The following is a 21,986-nucleotide window of genomic DNA, read 5'->3' as shown; positions in this document are numbered from 1 at the left end:
GCGGCGGCGCCTGCGCGGGACTTCCGCCGGAGCTCCGCGGCGCTTCGGCGCCCCTCCCGAGCTCCTTCAGGGACATGGATGGTTACCAGGCGCGCGCCGCCGGTCCCGTTCCGGCGCAGGATCGGACGGCCCGTCCCTTGCTTCCTCTCCCGTCGTTCACAGAACCTTAGGGCGCAGGGAGAGATCGTCATGGAGCAACCTTTGAGGATCGTCGCCAGAGCCATGCAGAACAGATACGCGCGCTATCATCGCCTCGCCGAGAAGGCCCGCTCCGACGTCGACCTGGCCCGCACGGGGCGTCTGGTGGCGGGGATGTTCATGCTGGTCGGGATCTGCGACGCGCTCTCGACCAACTGGGCGCTCAGCCATGGCGCCTTCGAGGTCAACGGCGCCATGCGCTGGCTTCAGGACAGCCTCGGGCCCTTCTGGTTCGTGCCCAAGGCGATGGCGCATGCTCTGGTGGCCGCGATGATCGTGTGGTCTCCGAACCGGATGGTGCTGTCGATCATGGCGGTGATGACGGTGGTCACGGCCATGGTGGTGGCGAACAACGTCCAGATCGCGGCGATCCTCTCGGCCTGAGGCTTCCCTCTTCCGGGGCTTCGGGCGCGGGCTTCGCCTTTCGCGCGCGCCCGAAACCTGCTATGCCCCGCCCCGAGCCGGGGGAGGATTTCGTTCATGGTCGATTCGGTCTTCGCGCCTTTGCCGATCGTGCGCACGGCGGCGGATCTGCGCGCCCGGGTGCGTCGCTGGCGCGCCGAAGGCGAGCGCGTGGCGCTCGTGCCCACCATGGGGGCGCTCCATGACGGCCACCTGTCGCTCATCGAGGCCGCGCGCCGCGAAGCCGAGCGGGTGGTGGCCTCGATCTTCGTGAATCCGACCCAGTTCGCTCCTCACGAGGATTTCGGCTCCTATCCCCGCCAGGAGGCCGAGGACGCGCGTCTTCTGGCCCGGGTGGAATGCGACCTGCTCTACGCCCCCACGGTCCAGGAGATGTATCCGGCCGATTTCGCCACCATCGTCTCGGTGGGCGAGGTCACGGAGTCGCTCTGCGGCGCGCGGCGCCCCGGCCATTTCGACGGCGTGGCCACGGTGGTGGCCAAGCTGTTCAACCAGGCCCTGCCGGACGTCGCGGTCTTCGGCGAGAAGGACTGGCAGCAGCTGACGATGATCCGCCGCATGGTGCGCGATCTGGACATGCCGGTGCGGATTCTCGGCGCCCCGACCCGCCGCGAGGCGGACGGCCTGGCCATGTCCTCGCGCAACCGCTACCTGACGCCCGAAGAGCGCCGCATCGCGGGCAAGCTCAACAAGGCGCTGGCGGGCGCCGCGGCCTATGTGGCGCGGGGCGCGCCCGCCGACGCCGCCTCCGAGGCGGCCGCCCAGGCCCTGCGCGAGGCCGGCTTCGCGAAGATCGACTATCTGGAGGTGCGCGACGCCGAAAGCCTGGCTCCGGTGAAGATCTGGGATCCGTCGCGTCCGGCGCGGATCTTCGCGGCGGCGCATCTGGGCAAGGCGCGTCTGATCGACAATCTGCCCGTCGGCGCGCCCTGAAGCCGCCGGAGCGGCGGGGCGCCCTCTCCGGAAGCAGGGGTTGAAAACGTCGCGCCCCGGCCCGTGAGCGTTTACAAGCGCCCCTCCGCTTTGGTAGGAGGCCCGCGCCGCCTTTCGCCAGCGGGCGGCGCAGCAAAAAGGCTCCGACCTCCGCCATGAAGCCCAATCCCGACCTGAAGCTCATCACGGGCAACGCCAATCGCCCGCTCGCGGCCAAGATCGCCGAGAAGCTCCACCGCCACCTCGTGCCGAGCGAGGTCAAGCGCTTCTCGGACGGAGAGGTCTGGGTCGAGATCTCCGAGAACATGCGCGGCGACGACGTCTTCGTGATCCAGTCGACCTCCTCGCCCGCCAACGACAACCTGATGGAGCTGCTGATCATCACCGACGCCCTGCGCCGGGCTTCGGCGGGACGGATCACGGCGGTGATCCCCTATTTCGGCTACGCCCGTCAGGATCGCAAATCCGCGCCGCGCACGCCGATCAGCGCCAAGCTGGTGTCGAACATGATCACCCACGCCGGGGCCGACCGCATCCTGACCGTGGATCTGCACGCGCTCCAGATCCAGGGCTTCTTCGACATTCCGGTGGACAATCTCTTCGCGGTTCCGGTCTTCGCGCGGCATGCGCTGAAGAACTTCAGCTCGCGGGACCGGCTGATGGTGGTGTCTCCGGACGTGGGCGGCGTGGTGCGGGCGCGCACCTTCGCCAAGAAGATCAACGCGGATCTGGCGGTGATCGACAAGCGCCGCGAGAAGGCGGGCGAAGTCGAGTCGATGCAGGTGATCGGCGACGTGACGGGCCGGGCCTGCATCCTCTTCGACGACATCGTGGATACGGCGGGGACTCTCTGCAAGGCGGCGGAGGCCCTGAAGGAGCGGGGCGCGGCCAGCGTGCACGCCTATTGCACGCATGGCGTGCTCTCGGGCGAGGCGGTGAAGCGCGTGGAGGGCTCGGCTCTGGAGAGCCTGTGGATCACCGACACGATCCAGCCGACGGCGGCGACTCTGGCTTCGAAGAAGGTGCATGTGGCGAGCATCGCGCCGATGCTGGCGGCGGCCATCGAGAGCACCGCCGATTACGATTCGGTTTCGCGCCTCTTCGAGGACGCCCCCATCGATTGACGATCCGGGATCTTGCGGCGGGGCGGATTCATCCGCCCTGTTGCAGATCCCCGTCTTCGCGCCTATGGGTGGGACATCAGCGTCGTGACGACTGATTCCAGTTGCACCCCCAAGGCGGCGAACATGAACATGGACCTGGCTCTGCGAGAACTGACCGGAAGAATTCGTGAACACGCGGAGACCATGCTGACGGAGGAAGCCGTCAAGACGGCGGTCGTCCTGCCCTTCCTGCGCGCTCTGGGTTACGACGTCTTCAATCCCCGGGAAGTCGTTCCGGAATTCACCGCCGACGCCGTCGGGAAGAAAGGCGAGAAGGTCGATTACGCGATCCGCATCGACGACAAGATCCGCATCCTCATCGAATGCAAGCCGCTCACGACCGTGCTGGCGCCCATCCACCTCGCGCAGCTCTACCGGTATTTCTCGGTGACGGATGCGAAATTCGCCATCCTGACGAACGGAAGATTCTTCCAGTTCCACAGCGATCTGGAGAGTCCCAACAAACTCGACGCCCTCCCCTTCCTGACCGTCGATCTGCTGGAGCCGCATGGCCCCCTTCTGAACGAGCTCAAGAAGTTCGAAAGGGCGGGCTTCGACGAGGAAGGCATTCTCGCCAACGCCGAGCGGCTGAAATACACCGCGCTTCTGAGGGCCGAAATCCAGAAGCAGATCGAAACGCCCTCCGATGATTTCGTGAGGGTCCTGTCCTCGGGCGTGCATTCCGGCAGATTCACCGCGCAGATTCTCGATCAGTATCGGGAATTGCTCAAGGGCGCCTTCCGGGAGTTCATCCGCGATTCCGTGCAGGACAGGATCTCCTCCGCGCTCGAAAGCGCCTCGCGCAAGGATCAGCCCGCCGCTCCGGAGGCGGAGGCCCCGGAGACGCCTCCCGCGCAGGAAGAGCAGATCGCCACGACGCCGGAGGAGCTGGCGGGCTTCATCACGATCAAGGCCATCGTCGCCAGCGTGATCAATCCGGGCCGCGTCCATATCCGGGATCAGAAGTCCTATTGCGGCGTGCTGATCGACGACAACAACAGGCGTCCTCTGGCGAGAATGCACTTCAACAGGGCCGTGAAGCACCTCGGCCTCTTCGACGGCGAAAAGGAGGAGCGGGTGCAGATCGAAGGCGTGGACGGCATCCACGCCTTCGCCGAGAGGCTCCGCAACACCGCCCTGAAATACATCCAGAGCGCCCCGGCTCCTGCGGTCGAAGGGGCCTAACGCTTCTTCGGAGGCCCCGCCCGCTTCGCCTTACGCGCCGCCTTGGCCTTGCCCACGGCGGCCTTGCGCGCCAGAGCCCTTTGCGCCGCATGGGGCTTCTCGCCGGGGGTGCGGCCCAGAGGCTTCAGCCCCGCCCTGCCCGCTCTGCGTTCCGAGCCGCCTGCCGGCTCGAAGAGCAGGCCGCCGGTGATCGGCGTGGCCTCCACGAGCCGCACGCGCATGCGGTCGCCCAGACGCCAGGTCGTCCCCGTGCGCGAGCCGATCAGCGCATGGCGGTCGGGGTCATGGGTGAAATACTCCGCCCCCAGAGAGGAGATCGGCAAGAGCCCGTCCGCTCCGGTCTCGTCGAGCTTCACGAAGAGTCCGAACCGCGCCACCCCCGAGACCACGCCCTCGAATTCGGCGCCCATGCGGTCTTCGAGATAGGCCGCGAGATAACGATCCGTGGAATCGCGCTCGGCGGCCATGGCCCGACGCTCGGTCTCGGAGATATGTTCGGCGATCTCCGCGAGGTCGCGCTCCTCCTCCAGCGTGAGGCCTTCCTTGCGCCAGCCCTCCCAGCCATGGGCCGAGATCAGCGCGCGATGCACCAGCAGATCCGCATAACGCCGGATCGGCGAGGTGAAATGCGCGTATTTCGCCAGATTCAGACCGAAATGTCCGAAATTGTCAGGCCCGTAATAGGCCTGAGCCTGAGAGCGCAACACCGCGATGTTCACCGCCTCGGCATGGGCGGTGCCCGCCACCTTGTCGAGGGCTTCATTCAGGCGCTTCGGCGTGAGGTTCTGGCCCTTGGCCAGATTGACGCCGATCTGATCCAGCGTTTCGCGCAAAGAAGCCAGCTTCTCCGGCGAAGGCGCCTCATGCACCCGGAACACCAGAGCCTGACGCTTCTGCTCCAGAGTCTCGGCGGCGCAGACGTTCGCGAGGATCATGAACTCCTCGATCAGCCGATGGGCCTCCAGACGCTCGCGCATGCGGATGGCGGTCACCTGGCCGGCCTCGTTCAGCTCGACCTTGCGCTCCGGCAGGTTGAGGTCGAGCGGCGCGCGGCGGTCGCGGGCGCGGGCCGCCGAGGCGTAGGCCCCGTAGAGCGGCTTCACCACGTCCTCGATCATGGGCTCGGACAACCCGTGGCCCTTGAGTCCGTCGGAGGCCTGCTGCACCTGCTCGTAGGTCAGGCTGGCCCATGAGCGGATCATCCCCCGGTGAAACTGGTGATCCAGCTTGCGGCCATCCGCAGAGAGCCGCATCTTCAGCGCGATCACCGGGCGCTCGACGCCCTCATGCAGCGAGCAGAGATCTCCGGAGAGATCATCCGGCAGCATGGGCACCACCCGATCCGGGAAATAGACCGAATTGCCGCGCTTGCGGGCCTCGCGGTCGATGGCCGTTCCGGGGCGGACGTAATGGGCCACGTCGGCGATGCCGACCCAGACCACCCAGCCCTCGGGATTGCCCGGATCCGTGTCCGGCATGGCCGCCACGGCGTCGTCATGATCGCGGGCGTCGGCGGGGTCGATGGTGACGAAGGGAACCGCCCGCAGATCGACGCGGTCGGCCATGGGCGCCGGACCCGCCCTGGCCGCCTCCGCCAGAGCCGCTTCCGGGAAGATCACCGGAATCTCGCGCTCGTGGATGGCGATCAGCGAGATGCTGCGCGGCGCGCTCACGTCGCCGAGCCGCTCGACCACCTTCGCGCGGGGCAGGCCATAGGAGCCGCGCCCCGGCTTCACCTCCAGCTCGACGAGTTCGCCCTCTCTGGCGCCGTTCTCGTCTCCGGCCTCGACGCGATATTCGGTGTCGGCCTTGCGGCTGACGGGGACTCCGCGTCCGCCCTCCTCGCCGCGCCGATAGACGGCCAGGATGCGTTGCGCGGATTCGAGGATCCGCACCACGCGGCCTTCATAGGGCAGATCGGAGTCTCCGGCCTTCTGGACCTTCAGCAGGACCCGCCCGCCGAGTCCCGGCGCGGCGTCGCCCTTGCGGAAGCTCACGCGGATCTTCGGCGCAGGGCCTTCGCCCGCCCATTCGAGAGGTTCGGCGATCAGATCGCCCTGATCGTCGCGCGCGACGATCTTCGCCCCGGTCAGGGGCGGCAGGGCCGCTTCGGTTCCGAAGCGGCGGCCTTCGGCCCTGGAGATCTCTCCGGCGGCTTCGAGCTCGCGGAGCAGCTCCTTCATGGCGATGCGTTCGGCGCCCTTGAGCCCGAAGGCCCGCGCGATCTCGCGCTTGTTGGCGGCGGCGGGCGAGTCGCGCAGGAAGGCCAGGAGGGCTTCGCGGGAAGGAGGGGTGTCTTCTTTTTTATTCTTCATGATGCAGCGATGAAAGGATTCCCCGGCGAAAAGGCAAGCGCCGCGGCGCTCCCTCCGGAGCAGGGACGCGATTTTTTCTCATTCAGGGGTTTTTCAACGACTCTTTCACGACATCCAGGCGCAGATGTCAGGCGTCGGGACGCCTTCGGGGCCAGGAGCGGAAAGGGCGTCCATCGAAGCCGGATCGGAAGACGAAGGGCCATCCCCGGCCCGAACGACGGCGCGCCGTCCGGGCGACTTCGATGGACGCTTGAGGAAACCTTGCCGACGAAGCTTGCGCTTCCGCTCCGCCGGACGAGGTGTGACGTCGCAAACGAACATCGGACCACGAGCGCTCCATGGGTGTGGGGAAGCCCATGATCCGCGGTGATTATGACCATGAAAAAACGCCTTTGAAAAGGCGATGAACGGGCCCTTCGCCGGAGGTCTTCGCCCAAGATCGGGCGTTTCCGGGAATTTCCGGACATGCCTCGCCCTTCTTGCAACCCGCGATCCGTTTCGCCCCAATTTGGGGCGAGTCTCGGGCCAACCCCTTGACGGAAGTGAAAATCCGCGCCTATTCGGTAAGCATCTAGCCCGAGGGCGCGCCCCCGACGAGAATGGAAACCGGTGACCGACCATCCCCTCAAGACCGGGCGCCCCCGCCAGATGGACTGGACCGAGGCGGGCGAGACGCTGGAGCGGCTTCTGGCCGCGCGCAATCTGTCCTCGCAGGCGCTCGCCGACCGGGCGGGCGTGGACCGCAAGACCGTGGACCGTCTGCGGCGCGGCGAGCCGGTGCGTCTGCGCACCCTGGCCTGGATCGAGACGGCGCTCGGAGCCTCCCTGCGCGCCGAGCCCTCCCTCCGCGAGGAGGAGGAGGCCCATCCCGACGCCGCGCCCGTCCGGCTCGGGGCCTATGTGCGGGCGCATTACCGGGCTTACGAAGGCTGGTGGTGGGGCTTCCGCCGCAGCTTCGACTATCGCGGCCGGGTGATCTGCCACAGCCTGCGGATCCACTGGGATCCGGCCCAGAACTGCCTCGCCTTCGAGGAGCGCCAGCGCAATCGCGACGGCGCGCGCAAGCGCGACTATGATTTTCGCGGCGTGGTCTCGATTCCGGCGGGCCTGGGAGTGCTCTACTTCATGATCGTCGGCGAGGGCGCGGTGCGGGTTTCGGCCGCGACGCTCCTGCGCGAGAACGCCGGCGAGAGCTACATGAAGGGCGTGATGCTGGCGCTCGGCGAGATGTCCGAAGTGGGGTTCTATCCCGTGGTGACGCCGCTCTATCTCGTGAAGGCGGCGCGCGAGCCCGGTCCGGCGGATCTGGAGGCGCGGCTGGGCTCCTTCGAGGCGGACCGGATCTGGCGCTCGGACGTGGTCGAGGCCCTGGCCGACGTGGAGGCCCGCTTCTGCCGCTTCGGCGGCTGAGGCCGCCCCTCATGCGAAAGGCCCGGGGAGCCCCGGGCCTTCCTGAAGCTTCCGGATCGAAGACGGCTCAGGCCACCTTGCGGGTCGCGGTCTCGATCTCGCGGGCGAGCTCGGGATCGAGCTTCAGCGCCGCCGCCAGATCGTTGAGGTAGAGCCGTTCGGCGGGATGATCCACCTCGACCACCAGCGCCGACAGCGCGTAGATCTCGCTGGCGGCCTGGGGCCCGTCGGCGAGGGCGGCGATCTCCTGGGGATTCACCGGCTTGGCCAGCTCCGCCTTGACGAAGCCCGAATCCAGACCCTCCAGCCCGCGCATGCGGGTCTCGATGATCTGGCGTTCGCTGTCGTCGATGTGGCCGTCGGCCTTGGCGGCGGAGATCATCGCGGCCAGAAGGGCGCGGCTGCGCTTCTCGGCGGCGTCGTCGGAGAGATTGACGATCTGATGCTCCTCCTTCGCCTCGATCTGGAGCGGCGCGCCGGAATCCTGCTTCTTGTCGGCGTAGCTCTTGTAGGCGTTGTAGGCCAGACCGCCCAGAGCCGCCAGACCGCCGAGCTTCAGCACGCCCCGTCCCGCGCCCGAGCCGAGCAGCAGCGTCAGGGCGCCCGCCGCGAGGGCGCCGCCCGCCGCGCCCTTGAGCAGGGCGCCGCGTTCGTTCTGGCCCTCGCCCACGCCGAGCTTGCCGGCGGCGTAGTCCTCGCCCCTGGAGGCGAGGCCGCGTCCGGCGCTCAGAAGCTCGTCGAGAATGCTCTTGTTGCTCATGCCGCCCGTCTCCCTTGATCCTGTCGCGCCGCCGCGAACGCGGCGCGAGGCAGGATATGGGAGGGACGGCGGCCTGCGTCCAGACTCGGGACGGGCTTTTCACCCCTCCCGCCGGGTTTCGCGTCGATTCCGGAGCGCCTCCGGACCGGTTCTCCCGGGGGGCGCAATCCCCGGGAGAGGCCTTCGGGCGGGGCTCGCCCGAGAGGCCCCTCCCCTCGGGAAAGCGCCCGGTCTCCGCCTGGCGGCGTCTTCAGGCGGCGCAGCCGGAGCGGCTCCGCCGAAGCCCGTTCAGAAGCGGCACTGGTCGAAGGCCAGAGCGATCTGAGGGCCGCCCTGCTGGAGCTGCGCCTCGATCTGCCGCGCCACGCAGATGGCCTGATGGCTCGGCAGGAACATGGTGTCGGCTCCGGCGATGGCGGCGCCTCCCGTCGGAGCGGGCTCGACGGGCCAGGGCGCGGCGCCCCAGGGCGCGGGCGCCGGAGGCTGCTGGGCCGCCGGAGCCCAGGCCGCCCCCACAGGCCCCTGAGCCGACGGAGGCGCGGAGGCGGGCTGCTGCGGGACGTAGGCCTGGGGCTGGGGGGCGTAGGCCTGGGGCGGCTGGATCAGCACCGCGCCGGGCTGAGGGCCGGGAGTCGGCAGCCATCCGAGGTTCTGGGGCGGCGTCCCAGGGATGCGCGGCTCGCCCTGAGCCTGGGCCGGAGCGGCGGCGTAGGTCACGGCGGAGGGCGCCGCGTCATAGGTCACGCCATAGGCCGGGCCGGGTCCGGCGGGCGCCTGGACGCTCATCGGCTGGGCGATGCTCACGGCGGCGGCGGGCTGGATCGCGCCCGGCGCGGAGACTCCCGGAGCGGCGCCGGCGGGCGGCTCGCTGAGCCAGACTTCGCGCGTGCGGGCGGCGGCCACCGAGGTGCGCGGCTGGGCCGTCGCGGCGGCGGGCGCGGACGCGGGAGCCGGAGCCGGAGCGGCGGCGCGGACAGGCTTGGGCGCGGCGGCCGGAGCGGTCGCCGGAGCGGCGGTCTGGAGCCCGGCGGGAGCCGGATCGGCGGCGGGCGCGACGGGCAGGCTCTGGGCTTGCGCGGCGGCGGGAGGCGCCTCCGCCGCGGTCGCGGGGGAGGCCGCAGGGCCGCTCAGGGCCTGGGCGGCCTGACGGGTGGGGCCCCGGAACTGCGCCTTGACCTCCTCGGCCGCCGAAGCGCCGAGCGCCTCGACCGCCGAAGGCTGAGGCAGGTCCGCCGCCCTCTGGGCGGAGGCCGGAGAAGCCGCCGCGGCGGCCAGAGTGAAGATCGCTGCAAGAGCCGTCAATCCACGCATCGCTCGATGCTCCTTGTTGATCCGGGAATCGGGGAGCCGCGGCGGGAAGGCCGCCGCCGGACCTCCGATTCGTGAGACGGCGCAAAGCATATCCTCAGAAAGCCCTTGCGAAAACCGCAGCTTGCGGCGCATTCCCCGAAAGAACCTCAACTGCGGCGGGCCGTTCCGGGGCGCTCGCGCGGAGTTGACGCTCCCCCTCCTCCGCTCGGCGCTCTGGACAGGCGCGCGCGCCTCGGTTAGGAGGCGCCAGGCCCGCTTCAGCAGGCGCTTCGCGGAATCCCCGTCTTCGAGGGAGGATTCGCGGAAAATTCGGGGGCTCCGCGCGGCGAGCGGCGGAGGATGTCCAGGGAAAGGCCCTTCCATGCGCGTTTACTATGATCGCGATTGCGACGTGAATCTCATCAAGGACAAGAAGGTCGCGATCGTCGGCTACGGCAGCCAGGGCCACGCCCATGCGCTGAACCTGCGCGATTCGGGCGCGAAGAACGTGGTGATCGCGCTGCGTCCGGGCTCTCCGACCGCCGCCAAGGCCGAGGCCGCCGGGCTGCAGGTCAAGAGCGTGGCCGAGGCCGCGAAATGGGCGGATCTGATGATGATCCTCACGCCCGACGAGCTTCAGGCCGACATCTACCGCGACCACATCCACGCGAATCTGCGCGACGGCGCGGCCATCGCCTTCGCCCACGGCCTGAACGTGCATTTCGGCCTGATCGAGCCGCGCGCCGAAGTCGACGTGATCATGATGGCGCCCAAGGGCCCCGGACACACCGTGCGCGGCGAATTCGTCAAGGGCGGCGGCGTGCCCTGCCTCGTGGCGGTGCATCAGGACGCCTCCGGCAAGGCGCTGGATCTGGCGCTGTCCTATTGCTCGGCCATCGGCGGCGGACGCTCGGGAATCATCGAGACCACCTTCAAGGACGAATGCGAGACCGATCTCTTCGGCGAGCAGGCGGTTCTCTGCGGCGGCGTGGTCGAGCTGATCCGTTCGGGCTTCGAGACCCTCACCGAGGCGGGCTATCCGCCGGAGATGGCCTATTTCGAGTGCCTTCACGAAGTGAAGCTGATCGTCGACCTCATCTATGAGGGCGGCATCGCCAACATGAACTACTCGATCTCGAACACCGCCGAATACGGCGAATACGTCTCGGGCCCGCGGATCCTCCCCAAGAAGGAGACCAAGGAGCGCATGAAGGCCGTTCTGGAGGACATCCAGCAGGGCCGCTTCACCCGCGACTGGATGGTGGAGTATCGTTCGGGCCTCGCGAGCTTCAAGGCGACCCGCCGCAACAACGACGCTCACGAGATCGAGGCCGTCGGCCGCAAGCTGCGCGAGATGATGCCGTGGATCGGCGCCAACAAGCTCGTGGACAAGTCGAAGAACTGAGGCCTCCGCGCCCCGGCCTCCGGCTTTCGCGCCGTCCCTCCGGGGGCGGCGTTTCGTTTTTCGCTCCTCCTCCGGCGTGGGAGCGCGAGAAGGCGTTGATCCCCGGCTCCGGCGCGCTATCTTTGCAGGACGCGCTTCCATGAGCGGATTCGTCGGGCGACCTTCGCGGGCCGTCCCGCCGCCGCGACTCGAGGGATCTCAGGTTTTGAACAATTTCCGCAATTTCGGCGTCTGGCTGGTGATCATCCTTCTGGTCGTCGCCCTCGTCAACCTGTTCACCGATCAGGGCTCGGGCCGCGAGTCGGGGGCGCCGATGCCCTATTCCGAATTCATCGCGGCGGCCAATCGCGGAGCCGTCAAGGAGGCGCGCATCGACGGGGAGAAGATCAGCGGACGTCTGACCAACGACGCCGCCTATCTCACCTATGCGCCGCCCGACGATCCGCAGCTCATCGAACGGCTGGAGAAATCCGGCGCGGTGATCCGCGTCGAGCCCCAGAAGAGCAGCCCCCTGCTGCTCACTCTGGTCGGCTGGCTGCCCTTGCTGCTGCTCATCGGCGTCTGGGTCTTCTTCATGCGCCAGATGCAGGGCGGCGGACGCGGCGCCATGAGCTTCGGCAAGTCGCGCGCCAAGCTGCTGACCGAAAAGCAGGGCCGCGTCACCTTCGACGACGTCGCGGGCGTGGACGAGGCCAAGGACGAGCTTCAGGAGATCGTGGAGTTCCTGAAGGATCCGCAGAAATACTCCCGCCTCGGCGGCAAGATCCCCAAAGGCGCCCTTCTGGTCGGCCCTCCGGGCACGGGCAAGACCCTGCTGGCGCGCGCCATCGCGGGCGAAGCGGGGGTTCCCTTCTTCACCATCTCGGGCTCCGACTTCGTCGAGATGTTCGTGGGCGTCGGCGCGAGCCGCGTGCGCGACATGTTCGAGCAGGCCAAGAAGAACGCCCCCTGCATCGTCTTCATCGACGAGATCGACGCGGTGGGCCGTCATCGCGGCGCGGGCTACGGCGGCGGCAACGACGAGCGCGAACAGACCCTCAACCAGCTGCTCGTCGAGATGGACGGCTTCGAGGCCAATGAAGGCGTGATCCTCGTGGCGGCGACCAACCGCCCCGACGTCCTCGACCCCGCGCTGTTGCGTCCGGGCCGCTTCGACCGTCAGATCGTGGTCTCGAACCCCGACATCAACGGCCGCGAGCGCATCCTTTCGGTGCATGCGCGCAAGGTGCCTCTGGCGCCGGGCGTGGATCTGAAGGTCATCGCGCGCGGCACGCCGGGCTTCTCGGGCGCCGACCTCGCCAATCTGGTGAACGAGGCGGCGCTCATGGCGGCCCGCACCGGCAAGCGCCTCGTGACCATGACGGATTTCGAATCGGCCAAGGACAAGGTGCTCATGGGCCCCGAACGGCGCTCGATGTTCATGACCGAGGAGGAGAAGCGCCTCACCGCCTATCACGAAGCCGGACACGCCGTGGTGGCCCTGAGCGTGCCCTCGCACGACCCGATCCACAAGGCGACGATCATTCCGCGCGGCCGCGCCCTGGGCCTCGTGATGTCGCTGCCGGAGCGCGACCAGCTCTCGCAGACCCGCGAGCAGCTTGAATCCAAGATCGCCATGGCGATGGGCGGGCGCGTCGCCGAGCAGATCATCTTCGGCGACGACAAGGTGACCACCGGCGCGGCCTCGGACATCCAGCAGGTCACCCGCATCGCGGAGGCCATGGCCACCCGCTTCGGCATGAGCCAGGACCTCGGCACCATCGCCTATGACGACGACCGTCAGAACTACCTCGGCGGCGGCGCCTCGCGGCGCTCCATCTCCGGCGAGACGGCCATGATGATCGACAACGAGGTGCGCCGCTTCGTCGAGATCGGCGAGCAGAAGGCTCAGGAGATCCTCCGGGACAAGATCGACGCCCTGCACGCCGTGGCTCAGGCGCTGCTGGAATACGAGACCCTCACCGGCGAGGAGATCAAGTCCCTCATGCGCGGCGAGAAGATGGACCGTCCGCCGCCGGGTTCGGCGGCCGCGGTCTCGGCGGAGGAGGCGGCCCGCCGCGAACCCGAACCCTCCCTGCTGGCCGTGCCCAAGACGCGCCCGCCTGCCGACGGCGGTCTGGCGCCTCAGGCCTGAGACTCCCCTCCCCCCGCTTCGGCGGGGGGATTTGTCTGCGCCCTGCGAAGGTTGGCGGAGGTTTCCGGCGTGACGCTCTATTTTCGTCCCTTGCCCTGCGGCGCGGAATCGCCCGGCCCGGAGAGCTTCCCCCTCGCAGGAGGCTGGCGACGCTTCGCCTGGGTGGAGGTTCTGGAGCGCGGTCCTTCGGGCGCGCGTCGGCGGGTGGAGGCGCTGCCCGCTTCTCTGGCGCGGCGGCGTCATCCGGAGTTCGCGCCGGTCTTCGCGCGTCTGACCGCGCCGCGCGCGGCCTTGTCGGGACTGAAGCTGGACCGCCCCCGGCTGATGGGCGTGCTGAACCTCACGCCGGACAGCTTCTCGGACGGCGGCGAGCATGAGGCGCCTGCGGCGGCTCAGGCCCGCATGGCGCGGATGATCGTCGAGGGGGCGGAGATTCTCGACCTCGGGGCGGAATCGACGCGTCCGGGGGCGGCGCCGGTCTCGCCGGAGGCCGAATGGGATCGCCTCGCGCCGGTTCTGCCCGGGCCGGATTCTCCGCCTCCGGCGCTGCTCTCGGTGGACACCCGCAACGCCGCCGTGGCCGCTCTGGCTCTGGAGGCGGGGGCGCGGATCTTCAACGACGTCTCGGCCCTGACCCATGATCCGGAGAGCCTGACGACGGCGGCGGCCTATGCGGCGGCGGGCGGAGCGGTCTGCCTGATGCACGCCCGGGGCGAGCCCCAGAGGATGCAGAGCGATCCGCGTTACGACGACCCCTTGCTGGACGTCTACGACCATCTCGCCGAGCGCGTCGCGGCCTGCGAGGCGGCGGGAATCCGGCGCGAGTCGCTGATCGTGGATCCGGGGATCGGCTTCGGCAAGACTCTGGAGCACAACCTCGTCCTGCTGCGCGGCCTGAGCCTGCTGCATGGTCTGGGCTGTCCGGTTCTGCTCGGAGTCTCGCGGAAAAGCTTCATCGGGGCTCTGGGCGGCGAGACGGCCCCCAAGGCGCGCGTCCCCGGGTCTCTGGCGGCGGCGCTGCACGGCGCGTCTCAGGGCGCGCAGATTCTCCGGGTCCATGACGTGGCCCAGACCCGGCAGGCGCTGAAGGTCCAGGCGGCGCTGGAGGGCTGACGACCCCGCCTCAGCCCCGCGCGATCCAGCCGCCGCCGAGCACGCGGGTTCCTTCGGTCGCGTAGAAGACGCAGGCCTGTCCGGGCGCGACGCCCTCCTCGGCCTCCAGAAGCTCGACTTCAGCGCCCGTCGCCGTGGCCCGCAGAATCGCAGGCTTGGGGATTCGCGTCGAGCGCACCCGGGCGAGGATCTCCAGGCCCTCAGGCGGCAGATCGGCGAGTTCGCCGTCGCCCAGCCAGTTGATCTCGCGCAAGGGCGCGCGGCGCGTCGCCAGAGCCTCGCGCGGCCCCACGACCACTTCGCGGGTCTGGGCGTCCAGCCGGACCACGAAGAGCGGCTCCGTCTCCTCGCCCGCCCTGCCCCCGATCCCGAGCCCCTTGCGCTGGCCGATGGTGAAATGGATCACGCCCTGATGCTCGCCGAGGATCCGCCCGTCGAGGTGGCGGATCGGCCCCGGCTGCGCCGCGCCCGGACGCAGCTTCTCGACCACCGCCGCATAGCGCCCCTGAGGCACGAAGCAGATGTCCTGACTATCGGGCTTCTCGGCCACGCAAAGCCCGAGATCCAGCGCCATGGCGCGGGTTTCGGCCTTGCTCTCGCGGTCGCCGAGGGGAAAGCGCAGATATGCAAGCTGCTCGCGGGTGGTCGTGAAGAGGAAATAGCTCTGATCGCGGGCCGGATCGGCGGCCCGATGCAGCTCGGGGCCATGAGCCCCCATGATCCGCCGGACGTAATGCCCCGTCGCGAGGCATTCCGCCCCCAGCTCCTTCGCCAGCCCCATGAGGTCGACGAACTTGACCCGCTGATTGCAGCGCACGCAGGGAATGGGCGTCGCGCCCGCCAGATAGGCGTCGGCGAACTCCTCGATCACCGCCTGACGGAACAGGTTCTCGTAATCGAGGACGTAATGGGGGAATCCGCTCTGCTCGGCGACGCGGCGGGCGTCGTAGATGTCGCGTCCGGCGCAGCAGGCGCCCTTCTTCGCGAGCGCCGCGCCATGATCGTAAAGCCGCATGGTCAGCCCGACCACGTCGTAGCCCGCCCGCGCGAGCATCGCCGCCACGACCGAAGAATCGACTCCGCCCGACATGGCCGCCGCCACGCGCACTTCGCCCGGCGCGCGCGGCGCGAATCCGAGATCGACCTCCGGCGCGGCGGAGGCGGAAGGGGCCATGGGACTCTCGGCGGAAGGATGGAAAGCGTTCATGCGCGGGTTTTAAAGCTTTTCCCCAAGTCACGGAATGGCAAAAGCGCCGCGTCCGGTCCCGCGCCCGGATGGGCCTCCGGCTGCGGGGGCCCTGAATCTCCTGTGGCGGGCGGAACCCCGGAGCTGCAATCGTTCCGCAGGCGCATAATTTGTGCGATGTAGATTAAGCTCTTGTTTTGAATTGATTTTCAGAATTTTAGCTTTCCCGACCTATCCTTGTGGTCAAGGAACGTCATGGGGATCGCCGCTTATGAGCCAGCAGCAGAAACAGAGTGGGCCGCACATCATCGGCCCCGACGGCCAACGCCTGACCCTGGCCGATCTGCCGCCGCCGGATACGAAGCGCTGGGTGATTCGCCGCAAGGCCGAGGTGGTGGCCGCCGTGCGCGGAGGCCTGCTGAGCATCGACGACGCCTGCGCGCGCTACAATCTTTCGGTCGAGGAATACGAAGCCTGGAGCCGCGCCATCGAAAAGCACGGGCTCCAGGGGCTGCGCACGACCCGTCTGCAGAAATATCGCGAGACCCCCCACTGACCCCTCCCTGAGCGCGTCCGGAATCCGGCCCGATCCTGCTTCCGCGCCCGGAAGACTTCAGGAAAAATACACCGGCGGAGCCTAAAGCTCGGGCGTCGCCCCTTCGAGGATGCCCGCCTTGGCCGCTTTTCCCTTCTCCTTCGGCTCCGGCTCCGCCGCGCCCGCCGCTCCGCCCACCGCTCCGCGTTTCCTGCCGCCCCGGGGCTTCGCCCGCGGCGTGGTGCGCGAGGCGCATCGACGCCGGCTCGCGCCGATTCTCGAGTCTCACGGCTTTTCGCCCGAATTCAGCCAGCGCATCCTGGAAGCGGCTCTGGAGCGCGCGCCGACGACGCCTTTCGAGATGGCCCTCGCCGACGGGCTCGCCTGCGCGCTGCGCTTCGAGCCGATGCATCCGCGTCCTCAGCGTCCCCTGATCCTGCCGCGCCTGGCGCAGACTCCGCTTGCGCCTCTGGTGGGCTGGATGGCCGAGCGGGCGGCGCGTCTGGGGGCGCCGGGCTGCGTGATCTCGGTGGGCGATTCGCCCGAGGAAGAGAAGCTGGCGGCGGCGGCGAAGGCCTCGGGAGCCTTCTTCACGACGGCGCGGGATCTGGCGGCGGCGGGCGAGGCGCTCGGCGGGCGGGCGAAAGGCGGCTGCGCCTGGATCCTGCCGCCTCCTCTGGGGGCGCGGCCCGGCGCCGACGCCGACGCGATCCGCAAGTTCGCCGAGGCGCGCGGCGTGGAGGCCGTCGGGGTGGCGGACGGCGAGACCGGTCCCGGCCTTTCGGGGGCTCCGGCCTTCGCGCGGACGGGCGCGCGTCGTCTGATCGTCTGCGTGCCGGAGGGCGCTTCTCTGGGCGGCCCGGTCAGCGCGACGGCGGGCGGCTTCGCCCTTGCGGGCTTCGCGGACCCGGAATCGGCCGAATCCTGCGAGAACGCGAGCGCCCTGGCCCTGGCGCGACGGATGCTGTCGGGGCGTCTCTGAGGCCCGGGGGGCGTCGGAATCTCCGGACCGGCGCCCGGGATTCAGTCGTATTATTTCGGATCACGCCAGATATGTTAGTCTTAATGATATATTCCTCATTACGTAAAATACCGCATTCGTCGTGATTTCCTGGCCCTGACCTTCTAGGGGATAGGCAAAGATCGGGCTTTCCGTTTACCTTCGTTACTGCTGGGGCGGCGACGCGCAATCAGGGTTTCTTTACCTTTTCGCGTTAGCTTGTCCGAAGATAAAGCTTAACGGGACTCGACGCCGAGGAACTTCGACATGCGCATTCTCCTCATCGAAGACGATAGCGCCATGGCGCGCAGCATCGAGCTGATGCTGAAGCAGGAGGGCTTCAACGTCTACGCCACCGACATGGGCGAGGAGGGCGTCGATCTTGGCAAACTCTACGATTACGACCTGATCCTGCTCGACCTCGGGCTGCCGGACATGAACGGCTACGAGGTGCTGCGTCAGCTTCGGGTGGCCAAGGTCGCGACGCCCATCCTGATCCTCTCGGGCTTTTCGGGCACGGAAAACAAGGTCAAGGGCTTCGGCTTCGGCGCCGACGACTACATGACCAAGCCCTTCAACAAGGACGAGTTGATCGCGCGCATCCACGCCATCGTGCGCCGTTCGAAGGGCCACAGCCAGTCGGTGATCTCGACGGGCAAGATCAAGGTGAACCTCGACGCCAAGACGGTCGAGGTGGACGGCTCGCGAGTGCATCTGACCGGCAAGGAATATCAGATGCTGGAGCTGCTGAGCCTGCGCAAGGGCACCACGCTGACCAAGGAGATGTTCCTGAACCATCTCTACGGCGGCATGGACGAGCCCGAGCTGAAGATCATCGACGTCTTCATCTGCAAGCTGCGCAAGAAGCTTTCGACCGCCACCGACGGCGAGAACTACATCGAGACCGTCTGGGGCCGCGGCTACGTGCTGCGCGATCCCGAGGACGACAAGTCCGCCGCTCCGCCTCCGGCCAGCTCGGCCGCCAGCGCCAGCGCCTGATCTTCCCGAGACAGACCCGCCGTCCCCCCGGCGTGTCGAGCGAAGCCTCGCAGCTGGAAAGCTGCGAGGCTTCCGCCTTTCCGGCGACGCCTTCGCCTGCGCCGCGGCCTGGCCGCGCCTCTCCCGGGGTCTTTACGGTTTTCTCAGGGGGATTCCGGGGTGCGGGCTTCGCCCGTTCCGGAGCGGCTCAGCGCATGAAGGCGCCGAGTCCATAGGCGCAGACCGGCGCCTGGCAGTCATAGAGCCTCACGCGCACCGAGACGGGTCCGCTCCAGCGCGGCCGGAACTCGACGACTGCGGAATCTCCTCTGCGCATGTGGGCGGCGAGTCGGTTGTTGGTCTCGTCGAAGACCTCCAGATCGACGTCGTTGCAGAAGGCGTCGCAGACCACCGCGACGGCGTAGAGGCGTCCGGCCTCCAGATTCAGGTTGAGGCGCTCGCTCTTCATGCGGTCGAGGGCGCCGCCCCTGCGCGGGAGGAACTCCCGATAGCCGCCGCCCGCCAGCTGGAGGGCCACCCTGTCCAGCCGCGGACCGACCTCCTGCGGGCCGCCTTGCGCCGGCGCCCCAAGAGCGCCGACCGCCGAAACCGACAGGATCGCGCTCAGGGCGAAAACCATGCTCCTGGCCATGAACGTCACGCTCCCCCGACTTGAACCGCCGAGACCGGCGGAAGGCTCCGAAACCAAAAGTGGCGATACGGATTTCATGCAACCAGTAAAACATACCTCCTAAAGTTTACAAGAAAAATATATGCTCTTCATACGAGCATATCGACTCCGCCCCTGCGGAGGAGCCGCAGCAGCCTGGCCTTCCCCTTCCGTCTCGCGATCGCGCAGGGCCTCCTGCGCGGCGAAGCCGGAGGGGAGAGATCGACGAAGGAGTCTTCCGGATCTGTCGGGAGGAGAATGCGACGAGGCCGCGTCCGAGGGGGCCGTCCTCCAGGCGCGGCGCGGCCTCGGAGGGCGGGCCGAAGAAGATTCTGGGATCGGATCTGCGCCCTGCAAATCCATACGAAGTAAATGATCCGGATTTTCGTGAAGATCGCCCCGGATCTCATGAATTCATGCGAATACGAAGTATATCTTCGAAATTAACCAGATAACATTACAGAGCCTTAATGTCGAAAGCCCATATTAGTCCTTGTCAGACGCAAGAACGCTGACGGGTTTGAAAATCCAGGAGTTGAAGATGCGCACCATGTTCTCCCGTTTCGTGAAAGAAGAAGACGGCGCCACCGCGATCGAGTACGGCCTGCTCGCCGCCCTCATCAGCGTCGTGATCATCGGCGCCGTGACCCTGCTGGGCGAGAACGTCAGCGCGAAGTTCAACACGATCGCCACCGAGATCGGCGCCGCCCAGTCCCTGCCGGGCGGCTGACGCCCCCACAGGTCCAAGAGGCGAAGGCGAGATCGCCTTCGCCGCTCCGGCGCATCCGGTGAACGCTCCACGCCCCGTCTGCGTCCGCAGGCGGGGCGTCGGCGTTTCCGGGCGCCCTCTCTTCTGCAGGGGGGCTCTCGGGCTCCCGAGGCCGCTGCGCAAGGGGCCTGAATCGACTATATGAGGAAACCCCGTCCCCAAGGAGTTCCCTCATGTCCTTCATCGTCATTCTCGGAATCATCCTCGGCGCCGCCATCGGCTGGTTCGCGGCGCGCAATCGCGTCCTGGACGCGGATCCCCTCGCGGCCGCCGCTCTGGGAGGCCTCGGCGGATTCGTGGGCGGCCTGGCGCTCAAGGTGATTCTGCCCGTCGCCTTCGCCCTGCTCGGAGCCCTGGTCGGCGCGGCGCTGCTGCTTGTGCTCTACAAGCTCGTCGTCGATTCCCGCCGCTGATCCGCAAGTCCGGAGTCCGGCGCGAAGCCCGTTCGCGCCGCATCTTCTCCGGATCGGGGCGCATCCCGGAGTTCATGGAAATAAAAGAAACCGGACCAGAGATAAATTCAATGGTTTCCATGAATTCACGATGATGAATTCAGAATTACGTTGTAAATTCTGCAATTAACCAGCCCCCATTACATTCCTTTAATCCAGCTCCGCTAATTTCAGACCTGTCAGACGCAAGAACGCTGACGGGTTTGAAAATCCAGGAGTTGAAGATGCGCACCATGTTCTCCCGTTTCGTGAAAGAAGAAGACGGCGCCACCGCGATCGAGTACGGTCTGCTCGCCGCCCTCATCAGCGTCGTGATCATCGGCGCCGTGACCCTGCTGGGCGAGAACGTCAGCGCGAAGTTCAACACGATCGCCACCGAGATCGGCGCCGCCCAGTCCCTGCCGGGCGGCTGACGCCCCCACAGGGCCAAGAAGCGAAGGCGAGATCGCCTTCGCCAGGCCTCGCAATCCATCGAAACGACTCCGGAGACCCCGCCTGCGCCCGCAGGCGGGGTTTTCCTCATGCGGCCAGCCTCCCCCCGGAGAGACCGTCCCGCGCGAGAGGCGAGATCCTCCGGCGTTTCCAGATCCGGCGCATCCTCTGCTTCGCCGTTCCTCTTCTCCGGATCGCGCTCCGACCGCGATCCCCATGATGAACCCGGGTCCGGAGTCCTGAACTTCACCTGACGGCATGAAACAGGATGCGTCATTTCCTTTTCTTCAAGTATAGTTTCCGAGTATTTACTGAAAAACACATGATGTTACATTGTAATTCTTTCAATTAACCAGCCCTCATTACATTCCTTTAATCCAGCGCCGCTAATTTCAGACCTGTCAGACGCAAGAACGCTGACGGGTTTCAAAATCCAGGAGTTGAAGATGCGCACCATGTTCTCCCGTTTCGTGAAAGAAGAAGACGGCGCCACCGCGATCGAGTACGGCCTGCTCGCCGCCCTCATCAGCGTCGTGATCATCGGCGCCGTGACCCTGCTGGGCGAGAACGTCAGCTCGAAGTTCAACACGATCGCCACCGAGATCGGCGCCGCCCAGTCCCTGCCGGGCGGCTGACGTCCCCGCAGGGCCCGGGGACGCAGACGGCTTCCGTCCGCGTTCCCGGCCGCTTCCGGCCTGGTTGATGGCCGTCGCCGCGCTGCGCAGGACTGCGCCGCAGCTCAGAGCGCCGCCCGTCCCCGCAGGACGGCGCGGCGCTTCTCTTTTCCGCCTGAAGGCGTTCCGGAGGCCTGCATGTCGCTCACTCTTCTCGCTGCTGCGCCCTTTCCTCTGTTCCTGCTGCTCGGGGCGGGTTCGGACATGGCGCGTTATCTGATCCCCAACCGGTTTTCGGTGGGTCTGATCTGCGCCTTCTTCGTGGCCTTTCTGGTCAGCGGCCTGGGCTGGCAGGCTCTGGGCGATCATCTGCTGACGGGCGCGCTCGCGCTGGTCTTCGGCTTCGCGCTCTTCGCGCTGCGGCTCTGGGGCGCCGCCGACGGCAAGTTCCTGCCCGCCGCCCTCATCTGGTTCGGCTCGGACACGGCGCTGACGGCGGTGGTCTACATCACCCTGGCGGGCGGCGTGCTGTCGCTGCTGGCCTTCCTGCTGCGCAAGCTGCTGCGCGCCTGGCCGATCCTCACGCTGGCTTCGCCCTCGATGCGCCGTCTGGCGAATGCGAAGCAGGCGCATGCGCCCTATGGCGCGGCCATCGCTCTGGGCTCCCTGCTGGCCTTTCCGCAATCGGATCTCTTCAGGGCGCTGGCCGGTCTGATCTGAGCCCTCGCCGCCAGATTCGCCGCTTGATTCGCCGTCCTTCCGCCGCGACGCGCCCTCCGGGGCGCGTCGTCTTGCGCGGGGCTCGGATCCGGACGTGAAAAAGCCGCGCGTCGTTCCCGACGCGCGGCTTCTGACCTGGTGGAGCCAAGGGGAGTCGAACCCCTGACCTCTTGAATGCCATTCAAGCGCTCTACCAACTGAGCTATGGCCCCGAACTCGCGACCCTTCGAGAGGGTCTGGATTCCGGTCGCATCGTCCTTCGCCGTTTCTTCCGAAGCGGCTCCGGCTGCGTGGGCCGGAG

General features: G+C 67.7%; 21 protein-coding genes and 1 tRNA gene. 16 read left to right on the top strand and 6 right to left on the bottom strand.

Features of this window, described 5'->3' with window-relative positions; genetic code table 11:
* Positions 1-189 precede the first annotated feature (189 nt).
* The 4 genes from PHN62_RS10005 to PHN62_RS09990 all read left to right on the top strand — a co-directional run bounded on the left by PHN62_RS10005 (position 190) and on the right by PHN62_RS09990 (position 3,902).
* Complete coding sequence (locus PHN62_RS10005; RefSeq protein WP_300149855.1) at positions 190-582, top strand: DUF5658 family protein; 393 nt, start codon at positions 190-192, stop codon at positions 580-582.
* 96 nt (positions 583-678) lie between these two features.
* Positions 679-1,554 (top strand): pantoate--beta-alanine ligase, encoded by an 876-nt coding sequence (panC, locus tag PHN62_RS10000; protein ID WP_300149852.1) that lies wholly within the window; start codon positions 679-681, stop codon positions 1,552-1,554.
* Between the two features lie 155 nt (positions 1,555-1,709).
* Positions 1,710-2,678 carry a ribose-phosphate pyrophosphokinase gene (locus PHN62_RS09995; RefSeq protein ID WP_300149849.1) on the top strand — a complete coding sequence of 323 codons (969 nt, stop codon included), beginning with the start codon at positions 1,710-1,712 and terminating at the stop codon, positions 2,676-2,678.
* Between the two features lie 123 nt (positions 2,679-2,801).
* Positions 2,802-3,902, top strand: a complete 1,101-nt coding sequence (locus tag PHN62_RS09990) for a type I restriction enzyme HsdR N-terminal domain-containing protein (protein WP_300149846.1) — start codon at positions 2,802-2,804, stop codon at positions 3,900-3,902.
* Here the strand turns inward: PHN62_RS09990 and rnr are convergent.
* Positions 3,899-6,217, bottom strand: a complete 2,319-nt coding sequence (gene rnr / locus PHN62_RS09985) for a ribonuclease R (RefSeq protein ID WP_300149843.1) — start codon at positions 6,215-6,217, stop codon at positions 3,899-3,901. The two genes, PHN62_RS09990 and rnr, sit on opposite strands and share 4 nt — an antisense overlap.
* Before the next feature lie 609 nt (positions 6,218-6,826).
* Between rnr and PHN62_RS09980 the strand changes: the two genes are divergently transcribed.
* Complete coding sequence (locus PHN62_RS09980) at positions 6,827-7,627, top strand: helix-turn-helix transcriptional regulator (RefSeq protein WP_300149841.1); 801 nt, start codon at positions 6,827-6,829, stop codon at positions 7,625-7,627.
* Between the two features lie 67 nt (positions 7,628-7,694).
* Here PHN62_RS09980 and PHN62_RS09975 read toward each other — a convergent pair whose 3' ends face one another.
* Positions 7,695-8,387: a tellurite resistance TerB family protein gene (locus PHN62_RS09975; RefSeq protein WP_300149838.1), complete on the bottom strand. Its 693-nt coding sequence runs from the start codon at positions 8,385-8,387 to the stop codon at positions 7,695-7,697.
* A gap of 288 nt (positions 8,388-8,675) precedes the next feature.
* Positions 8,676-9,698 carry a hypothetical protein gene (locus PHN62_RS09970; protein ID WP_300149835.1) on the bottom strand — a complete coding sequence of 341 codons (1,023 nt, stop codon included), beginning with the start codon at positions 9,696-9,698 and terminating at the stop codon, positions 8,676-8,678.
* 361 nt (positions 9,699-10,059) lie between these two features.
* On the opposite strand from PHN62_RS09970, the gene ilvC reads away from it, so the two are divergent.
* The 3 genes from ilvC (at position 10,060) to folP (ending at position 14,329) form a co-directional block, all read left to right on the top strand.
* Complete coding sequence (gene ilvC / locus PHN62_RS09965; protein WP_300149833.1) at positions 10,060-11,082, top strand: ketol-acid reductoisomerase; 1,023 nt, start codon at positions 10,060-10,062, stop codon at positions 11,080-11,082.
* 205 nt (positions 11,083-11,287) lie between these two features.
* On the top strand, positions 11,288-13,216 hold the full coding sequence (ftsH, locus tag PHN62_RS09960; protein ID WP_300149830.1) for an ATP-dependent zinc metalloprotease FtsH: 1,929 nt from the start codon (positions 11,288-11,290) through the stop codon (positions 13,214-13,216).
* A 69-nt stretch (positions 13,217-13,285) separates the two neighbouring features.
* A complete protein-coding gene (gene folP, locus PHN62_RS09955) occupies positions 13,286-14,329 on the top strand; it encodes a dihydropteroate synthase (RefSeq protein WP_300149827.1) in 1,044 nt (347 codons plus the stop codon).
* 10 nt (positions 14,330-14,339) lie between these two features.
* Here the strand turns inward: folP and mnmA are convergent, their stop codons facing one another.
* Complete coding sequence (gene mnmA / locus PHN62_RS09950; RefSeq protein WP_300149824.1) at positions 14,340-15,503, bottom strand: tRNA 2-thiouridine(34) synthase MnmA; 1,164 nt, start codon at positions 15,501-15,503, stop codon at positions 14,340-14,342.
* 283 nt (positions 15,504-15,786) lie between these two features.
* On the opposite strand from mnmA, the gene PHN62_RS09945 reads away from it, so the two are divergent.
* From PHN62_RS09945 to ctrA, 3 genes are all read left to right on the top strand, one after another.
* Positions 15,787-16,071 carry a DUF1153 domain-containing protein gene (locus tag PHN62_RS09945; RefSeq protein WP_300149822.1) on the top strand — a complete coding sequence of 95 codons (285 nt, stop codon included), beginning with the start codon at positions 15,787-15,789 and terminating at the stop codon, positions 16,069-16,071.
* 118 nt (positions 16,072-16,189) lie between these two features.
* On the top strand, positions 16,190-17,032 hold the full coding sequence (locus PHN62_RS09940) for a hypothetical protein (protein WP_300149819.1): 843 nt from the start codon (positions 16,190-16,192) through the stop codon (positions 17,030-17,032).
* A gap of 285 nt (positions 17,033-17,317) precedes the next feature.
* Positions 17,318-18,049 carry a response regulator transcription factor CtrA gene (gene ctrA, locus PHN62_RS09935; RefSeq protein WP_300149817.1) on the top strand — a complete coding sequence of 244 codons (732 nt, stop codon included), beginning with the start codon at positions 17,318-17,320 and terminating at the stop codon, positions 18,047-18,049.
* A gap of 187 nt (positions 18,050-18,236) precedes the next feature.
* Here the strand turns inward: ctrA and PHN62_RS09930 are convergent, their stop codons facing one another.
* Positions 18,237-18,680 carry a hypothetical protein gene (locus PHN62_RS09930; RefSeq protein WP_300149814.1) on the bottom strand — a complete coding sequence of 148 codons (444 nt, stop codon included), beginning with the start codon at positions 18,678-18,680 and terminating at the stop codon, positions 18,237-18,239.
* 559 nt (positions 18,681-19,239) lie between these two features.
* Between PHN62_RS09930 and PHN62_RS09925 the strand changes: the two genes are divergently transcribed.
* From PHN62_RS09925 to PHN62_RS09905, 5 genes are all read left to right on the top strand, one after another.
* The gene (locus tag PHN62_RS09925) at positions 19,240-19,428 is read left to right on the top strand and encodes a Flp family type IVb pilin (RefSeq protein ID WP_300149808.1); all 189 of its coding nucleotides are present in this window, start codon (positions 19,240-19,242) and stop codon (positions 19,426-19,428) included.
* A gap of 212 nt (positions 19,429-19,640) precedes the next feature.
* The gene (locus PHN62_RS09920) at positions 19,641-19,880 is read left to right on the top strand and encodes a GlsB/YeaQ/YmgE family stress response membrane protein (RefSeq protein ID WP_300149811.1); all 240 of its coding nucleotides are present in this window, start codon (positions 19,641-19,643) and stop codon (positions 19,878-19,880) included.
* Between the two features lie 263 nt (positions 19,881-20,143).
* Positions 20,144-20,332, top strand: coding sequence for a Flp family type IVb pilin (locus PHN62_RS09915; RefSeq protein ID WP_300149808.1), 189 nt, complete (start codon positions 20,144-20,146; stop codon positions 20,330-20,332).
* 465 nt (positions 20,333-20,797) lie between these two features.
* Positions 20,798-20,986, top strand: a complete 189-nt coding sequence (locus PHN62_RS09910; RefSeq protein WP_300149806.1) for a Flp family type IVb pilin — start codon at positions 20,798-20,800, stop codon at positions 20,984-20,986.
* A gap of 177 nt (positions 20,987-21,163) precedes the next feature.
* Complete coding sequence (locus tag PHN62_RS09905; RefSeq protein ID WP_300149803.1) at positions 21,164-21,685, top strand: prepilin peptidase; 522 nt, start codon at positions 21,164-21,166, stop codon at positions 21,683-21,685.
* Between the two features lie 136 nt (positions 21,686-21,821).
* Here PHN62_RS09905 and PHN62_RS09900 read toward each other — a convergent pair.
* Positions 21,822-21,897, bottom strand: a tRNA-Ala gene (locus PHN62_RS09900).
* Between the last annotated feature and the right edge of the window lie 89 nt (positions 21,898-21,986).

The organism is Neomegalonema sp. (assembly GCF_028688855.1).
GTDB lineage: Bacteria > Pseudomonadota > Alphaproteobacteria > Rhodobacterales > Rhodobacteraceae > Neomegalonema.
Note: the sequence above shows the minus strand (reverse complement) of the source record. Positions and strands in the feature narration are given on the sequence as shown.